Genomic DNA, 16,913 nt, shown 5'->3' on the forward strand with positions numbered 1-16,913 from the left:
TGGACTGCCGAGTACGCTATTTTTAATATACTCGGCAGTACAAATATTAGAAAAAGTTCCCCAACAAGGACGCTCATCATGTTTCGCCATGCTCTGTATCGCCTCGCGCCCATGTGCCTGGCCTTGTTCCTTGCCGCCTGCAGCGATACACAGGCGCCGCAGCCGGGCATTCGGCCGGCGATGGTGGCGCAGCCGCAGCTGGCAGCGGAGCAGGTGGACAGTTACCCGGGTGAGATAAGAGCGCGGCTGGAGCCAGAGCTGGCGTTTCGCATCAGCGGCAAGATCACCCGGCGGCTGGTCGAAGTCGGCCAGCGGGTCGGCAAGGATGAGCCACTGGCCGAGTTGGATCCGCAGGACGTGCGCCTGCAGCTCGACGCCAGTCGCGCTCAACTGCAAGCGGCCGAATCCAACCTGCAATTGGCGCGCGCCGAGCGCGACCGTTATCGCACCCTGCAGCAGCGCGGGATGATCAGCAAATCCCAGGCGGACAACGCTGAGAACACCTACCGCGCTGCCGAGGCGCGTCTGCGCCAGGTGCGCGCCGAACTCAACGTTGCCGACAACCAGGCCGGGTACGCCGTGCTGAAAGCGCCGCAAAGCGGGGTGATCGTGCAGCGCCGCGCCGAGGTCGGGCAAGTGGTGGCGGCCGGACAGAGCGTGTTCGTGCTGGCCGCCGATGGCGAGCGCGAGGTGGCGATCGACCTTCCCGAGCAGACAATCAGAAATCTCGCCATCGGCCAGGAAGTGGCCGTGGAACTGTGGTCGCAGCCTGGCGAGCGGCTGGTCGGTCGCGTGCGTGAGCTGTCGCCAGCGGCTGATCCGCGTTCGCGAACCTATGCCGCGCGGGTGACGCTGCAGGCCGCGGATAAACAGGTCGAGATCGGCCAGAGCGCGCGGGTATTCATTGCCCGCAATGGCGACGTGCCGCTGGCTGTGCCGCTGTCGGCGCTGAGCGCGGAAAAGGATCAGCCGTATGTCTGGGTGGTCGATCCGCAAACCTCCACGCTCAAGCGCGCCCAAGTGCGGGTCGGCGCCTTTGGCGAGAAAAACGTGCCGGTGCTTGAGGGCCTCAAGGCCAGCGACTGGGTGGTGGTAGCCGGTGTGCAGGTGCTGCTGGACGGGCAGCAGGTGCGCCCGGTGGACCGGCAGAACCGCGCCGTCGACCTGGCTGCCAAGGAGTAAGCGCCGATGTCGTTCAACCTGTCTGCCTGGGCGCTGCGGCATCGCCAGATCGTGCTCTACCTCATGCTGCTGCTCGGTGTCGTTGGCGCGCTGTCCTACACCAAGCTGGGGCAGAGCGAGGACCCGCCGTTCACCTTCAAGGCCATGGTGGTGAAGACCAACTGGCCTGGCGCCACCGCCGAGCAGGTGTCGCGGCAAGTGACCGAGCGCATCGAGAAGAAGCTGATGGAAACCGGCGAGTACGAGCGCATCGTTTCGTTCTCGCGGCCCGGCGAGTCCCAGGTCACCTTCATGGCCCGCGACTCGATGCACTCCAACGAGATTCCCGAACTCTGGTACCAGTTGCGCAAGAAGATCGGCGACATTCGCCATACGCTGCCCGCCGGAATCCAGGGGCCGTTCTTCAACGACGAGTTCGGTACTACCTTCGGCAATATCTACGCGCTGACCGGCAACGGCTTCGACTACGCGGTGCTCAAGGATTATGCCGACCGCGTGCAGCTGCAGCTGCAGCGCGTTAAGGATGTCGGCAAGGTCGAGCTGGTCGGCCTGCAGGACGAGAAGATCTGGATCGAGTTATCGAACACCAAGATGGCCAATCTCGGGCTGCCGCTCGCTGCCGTGCAGCAGGCCCTCGAGCAGCAGAATGCCATGCCGGTGGCCGGCTTCTTCGAGACCGATACCGATCGGGTGCAGCTGCGCGTCAGCGGTAACTTCGAGACGGTCGAGCAAATTCGCGACTTCCCCATCCGCGTCGCCGACCGCACTTTCCGCATCGGCGATGTGGCCGATGTCAGCCGTGGTTTCAACGATCCGCCGGCGCCGCGTATGCGTTTCATGGGCGAGGATGCCATCGGCCTGGCGGTTTCCATGAAGCCGGGCGGCGACATTCTGGTGCTCGGCAAAGCGCTGGAGGGCGAATTTACCCGCCTGCAGAACAACTTGCCCGCGGGCATGCAACTGCGCAAGGTGTCGGATCAGCCGGCGGCGGTGAAGACCGGTGTCGGCGAGTTCGTGAAGGTGCTCGCCGAGGCGCTGATCATCGTCCTGCTGGTCAGCTTCTTCTCCCTCGGGCTACGCACCGGGCTGGTGGTGGCGCTGTCGATTCCTCTGGTGCTGGCGATGACCTTCGCCGCCATGTACTACCTGAACATCGGCCTGCACAAGATTTCCCTCGGCGCTCTGGTGCTGGCGTTGGGCCTACTGGTGGACGACGCGATCATTGCCGTGGAGATCATGGCGATCAAGATGGAACAGGGCTACGACCGCCTCAAGGCGGCCAGCTTCGCCTGGACTAGCACGGCCTTCCCGATGCTCACTGGCACGCTGATCACTGCGGCGGGCTTTCTGCCCATCGCCACCGCGCAGTCGGGCACCGGCGAATACACCCGCTCGATTTTCCAGGTAGTGACCATCGCGCTGCTGATGTCCTGGGTGGCCGCGGTGATGTTCGTGCCGTACCTGGGGGCGCGGCTGCTGCCGGACCTGGCCAAGCGCGCTGCAGAAAAACATGGTGGCAGCGAGGGTCACGATCCCTATGCCACGCCGTTCTATCATCGCGTTCGTAACCTGGTGGACTGGTGCGTGCGTTGGCGCAAGACGGTCATCGTGCTGACCCTGGCGCTGTTCGTCGGCTCGATCTTTCTGTTCCGGTTCGTGCCGCAGCAGTTCTTTCCGGCCTCGGGGCGTCTGGAATTGATGGTCGATTTCAAGCTGGCCGAAGGCGCTTCGCTGATCGCCACCGAAGCCGAAGTGCGTCGCCTTGAAGAGCGCCTGACTGGGCACCCGGGTGTGGACAACTACGTGGCCTATGTCGGCACCGGTTCGCCGCGCTTCTACCTGCCGCTGGACCAGCAGTTGCCGGCCACCAGCTTTGCGCAGATCGTGGTGCTGGCCACATCCATCGAGGAGCGCGAAGCGGTGCGCGCCTGGCTGATCGGCGTGTTGCGCGATGAATTCCCGAGCCTGCGCACGCGCATCTCGCGCCTGGAGAATGGCCCGCCCGTTGGCTACCCGGTGCAGTTCCGCGTCTCCGGCGAGCATATCGAAGAGGTGCGCGCCCTGGCCCGTCAGGTCGCCGACAAGGTGCGCGCCAACCCCGATGTGGTCAACGTGCACCTCGATTGGCAGGAGCCGAGCAAGGTGGTGTACCTGAACATCGACCAGGAGCGCGCCCGGGCTCTGGGCGTGAGCACCGCCGATGTGGCCAGTTTCCTGCGCAGCTCGCTCAACGGCTCGTCGGTCAGCGATTACCGCGAGGACAACGAGCTGATCGAAATCCTCCTGCGCGGCACCTCGACCGAGCGCAAGGCGCTGGAGCGGTTGCCGAGCCTGGCGGTGCCCACCGACAGCGGCAAGAGCGTGGCGCTGGCGCAGATCGCCGCCCTGGAGTACGGCTTCGAAGAGGGTGTGATCTGGCACCGCAACCGCCTGCCGACCGTCACCGTACGTGCCGATATCTACGGGCCTCAGCAGCCGGCCACGCTGACCAAACAGATCCTGCCGACCCTGGCCGATATCCGCGCCAACCTGCCCGATGGTTACCTCTTGGAAGTGGGCGGCTCGGCGGAGGACTCCGCCAAGGGCCAGGCCTCGGTGGTGGCTGGTGTGCCGTTGTTCATCGTAGTGGTGCTGACCCTGCTGATGCTGCAGCTCAAGAGCTTCTCGCGCATGGTCATGGTGTTTCTCACCGCGCCGCTGGGACTGATCGGCGTGACCCTGTTTCTGCTGCTGTTCGGCCAGCCGTTCGGCTTCGTGGCGATGCTCGGCACCATCGCGCTGTCGGGGATGATCATGCGTAATTCGGTGATTCTGGTCGACCAGATCGAGCAGGACCGTGAGGCCGGGCTGGACAGCTGGAACGCCATCGTCGAAGCCACCGTGCGGCGCTTCCGGCCCATCGTGCTGACCGCGCTGGCCGCGGTGCTGGCGATGATCCCGCTGTCGCGCAGCGTGTTCTTTGGGCCAATGGCGGTGGCGATCATGGGCGGGCTGGTGGTGGCTACGGCGCTGACCCTGCTGTTTCTGCCGGCGCTGTATGCGGCGTGGTTCAGGGTCAAGCCGGGCGAAAGGGCGCGGGCTGCGGGTGACATTTAAAGGCCTGATTGGGCTTTGAGAACTCGTGTTGCTGGGGAACGTTGGTGAAAGGCAAAAGCGGACATCGGGCGCTTCTACTTTTGTAGGAGGGGCTTTAGCCCCGAGCTTTGTGAGGGTGTAAGAGCTCGGGGCTAAAGCCCCTCCTACAATTTACGTAAACGGCCGCTTTCGCCACCTTGCAGCCATTACAGTCGTAGACTCGACGACGCTCTATCCGTCTCGCATGCAGAAAAAAGGGGCTGGCACATAACGCGCCAGCCCCTTTTTTGCAGCCTGCCAGTTACAGCGCGCCAAACACCTTCTTGGCCAGGCTGGTGGCCGCCGCCGCCGGGTTCTCGCGGATGCTGGCTTCCTGCTTGGCGATCATGTCGAACAAGCCGTCGAGGGCCTGTTCGGTTACGTAGCTTTCGATATTGGCGCTCTTGGCGTCGAGTACGCCGAAGGTGGCCGCCTGGCCGGCGAAGCTGTTGTACTGCTTGGCCAGGCCCACCTGGTCGGTGGCCTGCTTGACGATGGGCAGGAACTTGGCGCGAATCTGCTCGCGGCTGCTCTTGTTCAGGTACTGGGTGGCCGAGTCCTCGGGGCCTGCGAGGATGCTCTTGGCGTCCTGCACGGTCATCTTCTTCACCGCGTCGACCAGCAGCGCCTGGGCCTGAGGTACGGCGGCTTCGGCGGCCTTGTTCATGCTGGTTTCCAGCTGCTCGACCTGGGCGCCCATGCCCATCATCTTCATGGTCTTGGCGGCCTTGCCGAGTTTGCCCGGCAGTTCGATGCGCACTTCGGGGTTGTTGCTGAAGCCGCCGGGCTTGCCGAGTTGCTGCACGGCCACCTTGGCGCCCTGGGTGAGGGCATCCTTGAGGCCGCCGCTGGCGTCCTGTTGGCTGAGGTCGGAGAGCGACAGGGCGAACACGTTGGCGGACAGCAGCAGGCCGGCGACGAGAGCGGGGATGCGGAGCATGGCGGTAACCTTCGAACGGTGGAGATAAGCAGCGAGCTTAGCAGGCCGGCGAGGGGCGCGGCGAAGGTTGAGGTAAAGCAGGACGGGGAGAGCGCGGCACGCCCGTTGCGGGCGTGCCGGTTCGGCGTTACTGGACTTCCAGGGCGGTGAGGCTTTCCAGGGTCAGGGCGCCGACGGCCAGGCCGTTGGCGGTCTGGAATTCGGTCAGTGCGTCGAGAGTGCGCTTGCCGAGCTTGCCGTCGACACTGCCTGGGTTGAAGCCGCGCTTGACCAGGCTCTGCTGCAGGCGGGTGACCAGGTCGTCGTTGATGTCCGGATCGCAGATGGTCTGCCGGGAAACGATACGTGCGTTGCCTTCGAAGCGGGTGACCTTAAGCTGGCGCTTCTCTTCCGGCAGGATGATCTGGTTGGCTTCCACCGGGCGTACCACTTCGGTGGAGGCGACCTTGGTGTATTGCGGGTCCAGGGTGACTTCGATGGCCTGGGCCGGCTTGTCGACGATCCAGCGGGTCACGCTCTTGTACTGCGCGGGGTCGGTTTCCACCCGCACGGTCTCCGGCGAAACCAGCTTCTTGACCTTGACCACTTCCTGCTTGGCCGGCACCTGGCGGGCGCAGAAGGACATGGCGCCTGTGCCGCTCGAATAACGGGTGCCGGCAGCGCGGCACTGGTCGAGCACGGTCTTGGCTTCTTCGAGGGTCACGGTTTCCTTGACGTCCTCGTAGACAGCCGGCACCACGATGTAGCGCTTCACTTCCGGGCGCACCTTAACCTGCTCGGAGACCACGCGGTAGGTCGGCGGCTCGATGCGGTAGGTCTTGGTGCCTTCACGGGTGACCACCTGCTTGAAGCCCTTCTCGAGCTCTGCGGGGGTGACGGTGATCTTATTGACCGAATCCTTGACCACCACTTCCTGGGTGCTCTGCACCGGGCGCGGACGCACCTGGGCGTGCACCCAGCACTGGCCAGGCTGGATCTCGTATTCCTGCGGCTCGCGGGCGACCGGCGCAGCGGCTGGCGCCTCGCTCGGCGTGGCGGCGGCAACCGGCTGCGGCGCGGGTTGCGCGCTGGCGGGTGCGGCGGCGGTCTGTTCTGCGACGGGAGCCGGTTGTGCCGGCTTTTCTTCTTGAGAGGTCGATGCGGACGGTTGCATGGCGCAACCGGAAACCACGATCGCCAGTGATCCTAGAATGGTGTGATAACGCACGAAAATCCCTGCCCTAAGTGGCCCCAACGACGCATCTTAGGTGCTGCGGCGGCAAAGCTCAACAATGCCCGCCGCACTCGATGCATCCGCTGGATAACCGGGCTGTCAGAGCCCGTCGAGCAGCTCCTCACTACGATCCATGGTCACCTGCCGGATCGACAGACGAATCTCCGCCGGCAGCACGCGCTTGGCGGCGCCTTCGGCCAGTTCGGCGAAGGCCGGCGGGTGGCTGAGCTTGCCGGCCTCGTCCTGGCGCAGCACGCCCTTGTCGAGCAGCGTCTGGATGAAATGGCGGAACAGGCTCTTGTCGAAGAACTCCGGCGCATTGAGCCCATGCAGAATCGACAGGCGCTGGGCCATGACAGTGCACAGCTCCTCCAGCTCCTCGGCGCTGATCGCGTTCTGCCCGGCATTGAGCAGCAGGGCGCTGGCCATGTAGAAACGCTGCAGCGTCTGGGCGATGGCCCGCGACAGCAGGGTCAGCAGCACGAAGTTGCGCGAGCTGGGCGCCGGGCGTACGTAGAGGTCGCTCTCTTGCTTGAGCAGGCCCTGCTCGACGAAAGCTTCGAGCCACTGGTCGACCACTTCGTCCAGCTCCTCGTCGGTCCAGCGCAGGTACAGCTCGGACTGCAGGTACGGGTACAGCGCGTGGACGAAACGCAGGATCTGCTCGCGGCTCATCCGCCCGCTGCTCTGGAAGAAACTGGCGATCAGCCCGGGCAGGGCGAAGATGTGCAGCACGTTGTTGCGGTAGTAGGTCATCAGCACCGCGTTCTGCTCGTCCAGATAGAGGATGCGGCCCAGCGCGTCCTTCTGTTCGGAGAGCAATTGCATGCCGCGCACGTGCTCGATCAGCGCCAGACCGTCGCCTTCCGGCACCGTGGTGTGCGGCGAGTAGGGCACGCGGCGCAGCAGGCTCTGGTACAGGTCGAGAATGCGCACCAGGCCGCGCTCGTCCAGCGCCAGCTTGCTGGTGGACAGCAACGCCAGGGCTACCAGATTGACCGGGTTGATCGCCGCCGCCTCGTTGAGGCGCTGGGCCACGCGTTCGCCGAGGCGGTTGGTGGTCTCGTTGAGCCAGGCCGGGCGGTAATCCGGCCCCAGGTTCTGCTCGCGCCAGTCGGCCTGCTGGGCATCGAGAAAGGCGTCGAGCTTGATCGGTTCGCCGAAGTTGACCCACACATGGCCAAAGCGCTGCTTGAGCGCGCCGATGACCTTGAAGATATCGAAGATCGACTCCTTCTTCTTGCTCGCCCCGCGCAGTTCGCCCAGGTAGGTGCGGCCTTCCAGCACACGCTCGTAGCCGATGTACACCGGTACGAATACCACCGGCAGGCGGTGGCTCTGCAGGTAGCTGCGCAGGGTGATGGCGAGCATGCCCGTCTTGGGCCGCAGCATACGCCCGGTGCGCGAACGGCCACCCTCGACGAAGTACTCCACCGGATGGCCCTTGCGGATCAGGGTGTGCAGGTATTCGTTGAACACGGCGGTGTATAGCGGGTTGCCCTTGAAGGTGCGGCGCATGAAGAAGGCGCCGCCCCGGCGCAGCAGACCGCCGATGACCGGCATGTTGAGGTTGATGCCGGCGGCGATGTGCGGCGGCGTCAGACCGTTGCGAAACAGCAGGTAGGAGAGCAGCAGGTAGTCGATGTGGCTGCGGTGGCAGGGTACGTAGATCACCTCGTGACCCTGGGCAATGTCCTGCACGCCTTCGATGTGGTTGACCTTGATACCGTCGTAGATCTTGTTCCAGAACCACGAGAGGATCAGTTCGAGAAAGCGGATCGCCGTGTAGGTGTAATCCGAGGCGATCTCGTTGCCGTAGCGCAGCGCCAGGGCCTCGGCCTTGTCGACGGAAATGTTCTCGCGGCTGGCTTCGTCGGCAATCGCCTGGCGTACCTGCGGGCCGTGCACCAGGCCCTTGACCAGGTTACGGCGGTGCGACACGTCCGGGCCGATGACCGCCGCCTTCTGGTTGCGAAAGTGTACACGCAGGATGCGATGCACCATGCGCAGGGTGCGTTCCTGGCCCTTGTTCTGCTCGACCAGGTCGCGCAGCTGGATGGGCGTGGAAAACTGCACGCGGGTGGTGCGGCCCAGAATCAGGATGCTCACCAGCCGGCGCAGGCGACCGGTGACTGCCCAGCTGTCGGCGAACAACAGCTTCCAGGCACTGGTTTCGCGGTTCGGTGACTGCCCCCAGAACACGCTGACCGGAATGATCTGCGCCTGCTCGGCAGCATCTTCACCGAGGGCTTCGACCATGCGCTGCAGGGTTGGCGAGATACCGCGCTTGTCCTGGCGGCCAAGCCAGTCGGGCTCCGGCGTCAGGTAGAAGAACGCCGCCGGCTCGATCAGCTTGCCCACTGCCACGGGCAACACCGGACGCGGCAGGTTGGCCTTGGTGCATTCGTGATCGAGCACCGCCAGGTCGCTCACCGACGGCTGCTGCAGCACGTAGAACACCGGCTTGCTGCGGTCGAGCTTGAGGGTGAAGGCCGACTGGTTGATGGTTTCCGAGCGCACCCACAGGTACAGCAGGCGGCGCAGGGTGCCGAAGGCAAGGCGGCGAAGCGGGGAGCGGGTCATACGAAATCTGGCTGCGGCGACGAGCCGGAGCTCGGGGCCGCTAGTGTGCCGGATCGCCGCCCTGTCGGCAAAATCTTGTAAAAGTTACCGTTTCGTTGCGAAAAGCTCGGTTGCGGGGCGGTCACTCGTTGGCGTGTTCGTCCTTTACCGCATTGATGAAGGCCTGCATGGCCGACGACTGAATGCGGTGCCTGCGGGTGATCAGGCCGTAGGGCGGCAGGCGCGGCTCGAAGGTGATCGGCAGGATCTTGAGCAAGTGGCGGGCCGGGTAATCGTTGATCACCGATACCGGGGTCACGCCGATCATGTCGGTCTGCTGCAACAACGACAGCAGGGTCATGATCGAAGTGGTTTCGACGATGCTGCTGGGAATGTCGACCCGCGCGTTGTGAAACGCCTGGTTGATGATGGTGCGCATCGGGCTGGGGTGTTGCTGCAGCACCCAGGTCAGGTCCTGCAACTCCTGCCAGGTCAGCTTGCTGGCGACAGCCATGGGGTGCTGGGCGCCGGCCACCACGCACAGGGTTTCCTCGCCAAGGCTGTCGAACAGCAGGTCATCGGTGCGCGCGCCGTCGGGAATCCGCCCCAACACCACGTCCAGTTGGTCCTGTTGCAGGGCCTGCACCAGCACGTCGCTGGTGTCGACCTGGATGCTCATCGACAGCCGCGGGTGGCTCTTCTTCAGGGTGGCGATGGTGCGCGTCAGCAACCCCGAGGCCAGGGCCGGAATGGCGCCGATGGTGACCCGACCGAGGTTGCCCGATTCCAGCGCGGCGAACTCCTCACGCATGCCCGACAGCTCGGCGAAGATCATCTTCGCGTAGTAGATCGCCGTTTCACCGAACGCCGTGGCGCGCATGCCGCGCGGCAGGCGCTCGAACAGCTCGACGCCAAGCAGGCTTTCCGCCTCGTGGAGCATCTTGGTCGCCGCCGGTTGGGTCATGCCGATCTCCTCGGCGGCCCGGCGCAGCGAGCCGAACTCCTGCAGGGCCAGCATCAGGCGCAACTGCCGCAAACGCAGGCGGCTGTGGATGATGCTGGCGTCAGGAATGCGGGACATGGCGCGGCTCGTGGCAGGGGAATCGGCCAAGGGTGACAAGAAATCGCGACGCTCGCCAGTCATCAGCGAGCGCCCCGTGGCCGTGGCCAGGAACAGCCCGGCCTGCTGGCGATTACGAGACATGACGGGCCTGCCCCTGGCGTGCGCCGAACAGCGCCTTGAGGCCGCGGGCCAGCAGCGGCCAGAACAGCATCAGCAGCGCGGCGGTAGTCAGGCTGCCGACCAGCGGGTTGGACCAGAAGATCGACAGTTGTCCGTCGGAGAACAGCATCGACTGGCGGAACGCGTCCTCGGCCTTGTCGCCCAGCACCGCAGCGAGGATCAGCGGGGCGATGGGGTAGCCGAGCTTCTTGAACAGGTAACCCAGTGCACCGAAGATCAGCATCAGGCCAACGTCGAACATCGAGTTGTGCACCGAGTAGGCGCCGATCGAGCAGACCATGATGATGATCGGCGCGATGATCGAGAACGGAATGCGCAGGATCGAGGCGAACAGCGGCACGGTGGCCAGCACCACGATCAGGCTCACCACGTTGCCCAGGTACATGCTGGCGATCAGGCCCCAGACGAAGTCGTGCTGCTCGACGAACAGCGTCGGCCCCGGGTGCAGGCCCCAGATCATCAGGCCGCCGAGCATCACCGCGGCGGTCGCCGAGCCGGGAATGCCGAGGGTCAGCATTGGCAGCAGGGCGCTGGTGCCGGCGCTGTGATCGGCGGTTTCCGGGGCGATCACGCCTTCCACTTCGCCCTTGCCGAAGTTGTCGCGGTTCTTCGAGAAGCGCCGCGCCAGGCTGTAGCTCATGAACGAGGCGGCAGTCGGCCCGCCGGGCGTCACACCCATCCAGCAGCCGACCAGGGCGCTGCGCAGCCAGGTCAGCCAGTAGCGCGGCAGCTTGGCCCAGGTGCGCAGGATGGTCATCGGTGTGATGCGTGCACGTTCGCCACGAAACACCAGGCCTTCCTCGACGGTGCAGAGAATCTCGCCGATACCGAACAGGCCGATCACCGCCACCTCGAAGCTCAGGCCCGAGAGCAGCCAGGGCTGGTCGTAGGTCAGGCGCAGTTCGCCGGACACGGTGTCCATGCCGACGGCGGCCATGGCGAAGCCGATCATCATTGCTACCACGGTCTTCAGCGGCGGGTTCTTGCTCATGCCGATGAAGGTGCAGAACGCCAGCAGGTAGACGGCGAAGAACTCCGGCGAGCTGAATTCCATGGCGAACTCGGCGATGCGCGTCGACAGGAAGGTCAGCAGCAGCACGCCGACCAGCGCACCGAGCAGCGCCGAGGTGAAGGCCGCCGTCAGCGCTTCGCCGGCCTGGCCGTTGCGGGCCATGGGGTAGCCGTCGAAGGTGGTCGCCACCGACGAGGGTTCGCCGGGAATGTTGAACAGGATCGAGGTGATCGAGCCGCCGAACAGTGCGCCCCAGTACATGCACGAGAGCAGGATGATCGCCGACACTGGCTCCATGGTGAAGGTCAGCGGCAGCAACAGTGCTACACCGTTGGGTGCGCCAAGGCCGGGCAGCACGCCGACGAGAATACCGAGCAGCACGCCGATGACCATCAGGCCGATGTGGTGCGGGGTCAGGATCAGGGCCATGCCCTGCATCAGGGAGTCGATTTCGCTCATCGCAATGCCCCTCCGACAACGGCCACCAGGTCACCCAGCACGCCGCTGTCCAGCGGCACCTTGAACCACAGTGAGAAGATCAGGTAACTGGCCAGTGCCGCGCCGCAGGAGATGGTCGCGATCAGCGCAATGCCATAGGGCTTGCTGCGCTGACGATCACGCCACATGAACCAGGCGATGAATACTGCGGATGCCAGGTAGATGCCGGCAAAGGGCATGGTGGCTACGTACAGCACGATCGGCAGGAACACCGCCAGCACCTGGCCGAATGCCTGGCGCCCGACGAATGCGGCGCTCATCGCCGGCGTGCGCAACAGTGCCAGGATCAGGTTGCCGACGCTGGCAGCGCTCATCAGCAGACCGATGTAGAAGGGAAAGTAACCGGCCTCGGGGCCGGCGTCGCCCCAGCCGATGCCGATCTCGATGGCGCCGAACATGACGATGCCGCCCAGGGCAGCGGTGAACAGCGCCAGGCCGATCTCCACCCAGCGGGTGGCAACCAGGGGCGTATCCGTGGTGTTGGACATGAGGGTTTCCTCGTGTTGTGCATGGCAATCCGACGCCTGAGCGCCGGTCGGGGAGAGCGCGCGATTTACTCGCGCAGCCAGCCGGCCTGCTTGAACACAGGGATAACCCGCTCGCGATCCTTCTCGATGTAGCTCACCAGCTCATCACCGGAGAGGAAGGTCGGCGCCAGGGCGGAGCGCTCCACGTAGGTCTTGAACTCCGGCGTCTGGCTGACCTTGCGCAACAGCTCGACGTAGAAGGCGCGCTGCTCGTCGGTGACGCCGCCAGGCAGGAACACGGTGCGCGGGAAACGGTACTGGTCGATGCCCAGGCCCTGCTCCTTGCAGGTCGGCACATCGGCCCAGGACTGGGTCTCGGTGACTTTCTGGGTGTAGCCCATGCGCGCCTGGCTGAATACGCACAGCGGCACCACCTGGACACCGCGCCACTGGCTGACGCTTTCGGCCGGGTTGTTGAAGTTGGCAGCGATGTGCTTGCCGGCCAGTTGCGTGGACGCCTCGCTGCCGCTCTTGAAGGGGATGTAGGTGATCTTGGCGCCCGCCTGCTGGCCGAGCAGCAGCGACAGGGTCTGGTCGACGTCCTTGGACTGGCTGCCGCCGACGCGCATGTTTGCGGCATTCTTGGCCAGGTCGGCCTTGAACGCGGCGGCATCCTTCCAGGGCGAACCCTGGTAGGTCCAGAGAATGAAGTCATCCTCGGCCACCGCTGCGACCGGCGTCAGGTCCGTCCACTGGTAACCCAGCTTGGCCACCAGCGGCAGCAGATAGATGTTGTTGGTGCCGATCACCAGCTTGCTGGCATCGCCTTTGGCGAGCTTCATCTCCAGAAAGGCTTCAGCGCCGTTGCCGCCGCCCTTGTTGAGCACCACGGTGTTGACGTCGAGCAGCTTGTGCTGAGTGATCGCCGACTGGATCACCCGGCCGAGCTGATCGGTTCCGCCACCCGGGCCGCCGGCCACCACGATCTCCACGTTCTTTTCGGGTTTCCAGTCCGCCACGGCGGCCAATGGCGCGGTGCAGAGCAGGGCGGCGAGCAGGGCCGGAACATGACGCGTACGGGGGCTGTACATGGGGCTACCTCATTGTTGTCGTTCTTGTGGGTTGCCTGGAGTGTGCGAAGGGTGTCGATAAGCGTCCACTCAAAAGAACTGATACTCCGATAGCCTCAGGTTATGCCTGGTGTCCCTGCTCAGCGATAACTCCAGGCTATGTCCGTATGAGAAGCTTTGATTAGACGGTTATCGTTGGCCGGGCAGATAGTTCGCTCGACCGGGCTGACCACTCGTCGCCCGCTACTACAAAAACAACAACACAGAGGTACTCCCCATGGCTCAGGCTCAACCTGTCGCCCTGCAGGTGCGCACCCCCTCGGCCGGTGTTCAGGCTGGCAAACCTTCCCGGGTGCGCTGGCGCATCTTCGCCATCATCTTCGCGCTCACGGTGATCAACCTGGTCGACCGGGTTTCCCTGTCCATCGCCATGCCGGTCATAGCCAATGAATTCAGCCTGAGCCCGAGCATGCAGGGGCTGATCCTCAGCAGCTTCTTCTGGGCCTACGCCCTGTTGCAGATCCCCGGCGGCTGGCTGATCGACCGCTACGGCCCGCGCCGCGTGATCGGCTGGTCGACCGGCCTGTGGGGCGCTTTCCAGACCCTTGCCGCGTTCGCCACCGGTGGCTTGTCGCTGATGTTCGCCCGGGTGGCCCTGGGCGCTGCCGAAGCGCCGCTGTTTCCCGCCGGCGGCAAGCTCAATTCGTTGTGGCTGGGCAGCGGCGAGCGCAGCCGCGGCGCGGTGTTGATGGATTGTGGCGGGCCGCTGGGCGTGGCCCTCGGCGGGCTGATCATCGCCTACCTGATCGCCGTGCTGGGCTCCTGGCGTACCGCGTTCTTCATCGCCGGTATCGCCACGCTCGCCATGGCCTGGCTGGCCTGGCACTACCTGCGCGACAACCCCGCCGATCACCCGGACGTCAACGACGCCGAGCTGGCAGCCATCAACGAAGGCCGCGCGGTGACCATGGCCGAAGCAGCCAAACAGACCGTGCGCGGCCTGGGCATCGCCCGCCGCTCGCTGACCGGCATCCTGCTCGGCCGCGCCAGCTGGGCCATGGTGTTCTTCGGCCTGCTGACCTGGGGGCCGAGCTACCTGGCCCAGGCCCGCGGCTTCGATATCAAGGGCATCGGCGCTGCCACCTTCGTGATCTTCATCTGCGGCGCCGCCGGCTCGCTGACCGGCGGCTTCCTGTGCGACCGGCTGATCGCCAAGGGTGTGCGCCGTGGCCTGGCGGCCAAGAGCTTGCTGAGCCTCTCCGGGCTGGTGGCGCTGGTCGCCTTCCTGCTGCTGCCGAGCCTGAACGATCCGTACCTGGCCGTCGGCCTGTTATCGCTGACCGCGTTCTTCCTGATGTGGGGCAGCCTGTACTGGAGCTTCCCGGCGCTGCTGGCTTCGCCGGCGCGGGTCGGGCTGATCGGCGGGGTGATGAACATGGCCGGCAGCCTGGGCGGCATCGCCGTGCCGATTCTGGTCGGCCTGCTGCTGCAACACGCTGGTGGCTACGCTGCGGTGCTGGGTTTCTTTGCGCTGTGCTCGGGGCTGTTCATCGTCGGCACCCTGCTGATCTCCCTGGACAAAACCGAGGTGGCCCATGGCTGATCTGTACGACGGGCCGATCATCGACGCCCATCACCATTTCTGGGACCCGCTGCGCAACCATCATCCCTGGCTGTCGGGCGAGGAGAACATCCCGTTTCGCTACGGCGACTACAGCGCCATCAAGCGGCCCTACTACCCGGACGACTACATGGCCGATGCCGGTGAGCACCAGGTGGTGGCCACCGTGTATGTGGAAACCGAGTGGAACCCGTGTGACCCGATTGGCGAAACCGCCTTCATTCACGAGGTCGCCCTGCGCTATGGCGCACCCAATGCGGTGGTCGCCCAGGCCTGGCTGGATGCGCCGGATGCGGCCCAGGTGCTGGCCGCCCAGGCAGCGTTCCAGCGGGTGCGCAGCGTACGTCACAAGCCCGGCGGCCCGGCTTCGCCAGCAGACGTTGGTACCCAGCGTACCCTGATGAGCGATGAAGCCTGGCGTCGTGGCTACTCGGAACTCGCGCGCCACGGCCTGCACTTCGACCTGCAGACGCCCTGGTGGAACCTGCCCGAAGCCATCGCGCTGGCCCGCGACTTTCCCGGCACCCAGCTGATTCTCAACCACGCCGGTTTGCCATCGGATCGCAGCGAACAGGGCCTGGCAGCCTGGCACGCGGCGATGGCGAAACTGACCGACTGCCCGAACGTGGCGGTGAAAGTGTCCGGCATCGGCCTGCCAGGCCGGCGCTGGAGCGTTGAAGACAACGCCTGGATCGTGGGTGAAACCATCGCCATGTTCGGCGCCGAGCGGGTGATGTTCGCCAGCAACTTTCCGGTCGACAGCCTGTGCGGCTCGTTCGACGACATCTACGGCGGCTTCAAGCGCATCGTCGCCGACCTGCCGCGCCAGCAGCAGCAACAGCTGTTTCACGACAACGCGCAGCGCCTGTATCGCACCGTGCCGGATGTCATTCGCATTCCGGACGCATCTCCTGACCTGAGGACAACCGCATGAGCAACTCGACCCTTCCCCGTCTGGCCATGGTACTGGGTGACCCCGCCGGTATCGGCCCCGAGCTGATCGCCCGCCTGCTTGCCGAGCCCGAAGTGCGCCGCAAGGCTCAGGTGCTGCTGATCGCCGATGAAGCGGAAATGCGCCGTGGCATGGACATCGCCGGGCAATCCTTCCCCTACCGCATCATCGATTCGAGCGATGCCCTGGACTTAGCCGACGACACGCCGCTGCTGCTGCCGTTTCGCGGTCGCGCTCAGGGCGACTTCCCGCGTAGCGAAGCCAGCGTGATCGGTGGCCAGTACAGCCTCGATACTCTGGAGAAGGCGTTGCGCCTGACCGCCGACGGCGTCACCGATGCCATTCTGTTCGGGCCATTGAACAAGACCTCGCTGCACATGGCCGGCATGGGCCATAGCGACGAACTGCACTGGTTCGCCGAATACCTGGGCTTCGATGGCCCCTTCTGCGAATTCAATGTGCTCGATAATCTGTGGACTTCGCGGGTGACCTCCCACGTGGCGCTGGCCGACGTGCCCGGCCTGATCAGCCAGCAGCGGGTGGTGCAGGCCATCGAGCTGATCGACACCGCGCTCAAGCGCAATGGCCTGGAAAAGCCACGCATCGGTGTGTGCGGCCTCAACCCGCACAACGGCGACAACGGCAGTTTCGGCCGCGAGGAGCTGGACATTATCGGCCCGGCGGTCGAGCAGGCTCGCGCCCAGGGCATCGAGGCCATCGGCCCGTACCCAGGCGACACCATCTTTCTCAAGGTGCAGGGCGACAGCCAAGCCTTCGACGCGGTGGTGACCATGTACCACGACCAGGGCCAGATCGCGATCAAGCTGATGGGCTTCTCCCGCGGTGTGACGGTGCAGGGCGGCCTGCCGATTCCCATCACCACACCGGCCCACGGCACCGCCTTCGACATCGCCGGGCAGGGCAAGGCCAACGTCGGCGCGACCCGCCAGGCCTTCGAGATCGCCTGTCGGATGGGCAGTCGGCAGCGAGGCTGATCCGGCGCTTCTCCGAGAAAAACAATAACAAGGAGCCAGTCATG

The 16,913-nt window shown here is 65.0% G+C and carries 12 protein-coding genes; 5 read left to right on the forward strand and 7 right to left on the reverse strand.

Annotation, left to right across the window (positions count from 1 at the left end; all coding sequences use genetic code 11):
- The first annotated feature begins 78 nt into the window (after window positions 1-78).
- Window positions 79-1,182 carry an efflux RND transporter periplasmic adaptor subunit gene (locus PVA39_RS05430; RefSeq protein WP_274123128.1) on the forward strand — a complete coding sequence of 368 codons (1,104 nt, stop codon included), beginning with the start codon at window positions 79-81 and terminating at the stop codon, window positions 1,180-1,182.
- 6 nt (window positions 1,183-1,188) lie between these two features.
- Window positions 1,189-4,278, forward strand: coding sequence for an efflux RND transporter permease subunit (locus PVA39_RS05435; RefSeq protein ID WP_274123129.1), 3,090 nt, complete (start codon window positions 1,189-1,191; stop codon window positions 4,276-4,278).
- A 280-nt stretch (window positions 4,279-4,558) separates the two neighbouring features.
- Here PVA39_RS05435 and PVA39_RS05440 read toward each other — a convergent pair whose 3' ends face one another.
- The 7 genes from PVA39_RS05440 to PVA39_RS05470 form a co-directional block, all read right to left on the reverse strand.
- Window positions 4,559-5,236, reverse strand: coding sequence for a DUF4197 domain-containing protein (locus PVA39_RS05440; protein WP_274123130.1), 678 nt, complete (start codon window positions 5,234-5,236; stop codon window positions 4,559-4,561).
- 127 nt (window positions 5,237-5,363) lie between these two features.
- Complete coding sequence (locus tag PVA39_RS05445; RefSeq protein ID WP_274123131.1) at window positions 5,364-6,389, reverse strand: peptidoglycan-binding domain-containing protein; 1,026 nt, start codon at window positions 6,387-6,389, stop codon at window positions 5,364-5,366.
- Window positions 6,390-6,548: 159 nt separating this feature from the next.
- Entirely contained in the window at window positions 6,549-9,032 is a 2,484-nt protein-coding gene (plsB, locus tag PVA39_RS05450; RefSeq protein WP_093504026.1) for a glycerol-3-phosphate 1-O-acyltransferase PlsB, read from the reverse strand.
- Between the two features lie 121 nt (window positions 9,033-9,153).
- On the reverse strand, window positions 9,154-10,092 hold the full coding sequence (locus tag PVA39_RS05455) for a LysR family transcriptional regulator (RefSeq protein ID WP_274123429.1): 939 nt from the start codon (window positions 10,090-10,092) through the stop codon (window positions 9,154-9,156).
- 112 nt (window positions 10,093-10,204) lie between these two features.
- Entirely contained in the window at window positions 10,205-11,725 is a 1,521-nt protein-coding gene (locus PVA39_RS05460) for a tripartite tricarboxylate transporter permease (protein ID WP_075931395.1), read from the reverse strand.
- Window positions 11,722-12,252, reverse strand: coding sequence for a tripartite tricarboxylate transporter TctB family protein (locus PVA39_RS05465; RefSeq protein WP_093504022.1), 531 nt, complete (start codon window positions 12,250-12,252; stop codon window positions 11,722-11,724). Before PVA39_RS05465 ends, PVA39_RS05460 begins: the two co-directional genes overlap by 4 nt.
- Before the next feature lie 65 nt (window positions 12,253-12,317).
- Window positions 12,318-13,322: a tripartite tricarboxylate transporter substrate binding protein gene (locus PVA39_RS05470; protein WP_274123132.1), complete on the reverse strand. Its 1,005-nt coding sequence runs from the start codon at window positions 13,320-13,322 to the stop codon at window positions 12,318-12,320.
- 256 nt (window positions 13,323-13,578) lie between these two features.
- On the opposite strand from PVA39_RS05470, the gene PVA39_RS05475 reads away from it, so the two are divergent.
- From PVA39_RS05475 to PVA39_RS05485, 3 genes are read left to right on the forward strand one after another with little or no spacing between them, the layout of a single operon-like run.
- Window positions 13,579-14,904 carry an MFS transporter gene (locus tag PVA39_RS05475; protein ID WP_274123133.1) on the forward strand — a complete coding sequence of 442 codons (1,326 nt, stop codon included), beginning with the start codon at window positions 13,579-13,581 and terminating at the stop codon, window positions 14,902-14,904.
- On the forward strand, window positions 14,897-15,856 hold the full coding sequence (locus PVA39_RS05480) for an amidohydrolase family protein (RefSeq protein ID WP_274123134.1): 960 nt from the start codon (window positions 14,897-14,899) through the stop codon (window positions 15,854-15,856). Before PVA39_RS05475 ends, PVA39_RS05480 begins: the two co-directional genes overlap by 8 nt.
- Window positions 15,853-16,869: a 4-hydroxythreonine-4-phosphate dehydrogenase PdxA gene (locus PVA39_RS05485; protein ID WP_274123135.1), complete on the forward strand. Its 1,017-nt coding sequence runs from the start codon at window positions 15,853-15,855 to the stop codon at window positions 16,867-16,869. Before PVA39_RS05480 ends, PVA39_RS05485 begins: the two co-directional genes overlap by 4 nt.
- The last annotated feature ends 44 nt before the right edge of the window (window positions 16,870-16,913 follow it).

The organism is Pseudomonas sp. CNPSo 3701, from assembly GCF_028674975.1.
GTDB lineage: Bacteria > Pseudomonadota > Gammaproteobacteria > Pseudomonadales > Pseudomonadaceae > Aquipseudomonas > Aquipseudomonas straminea.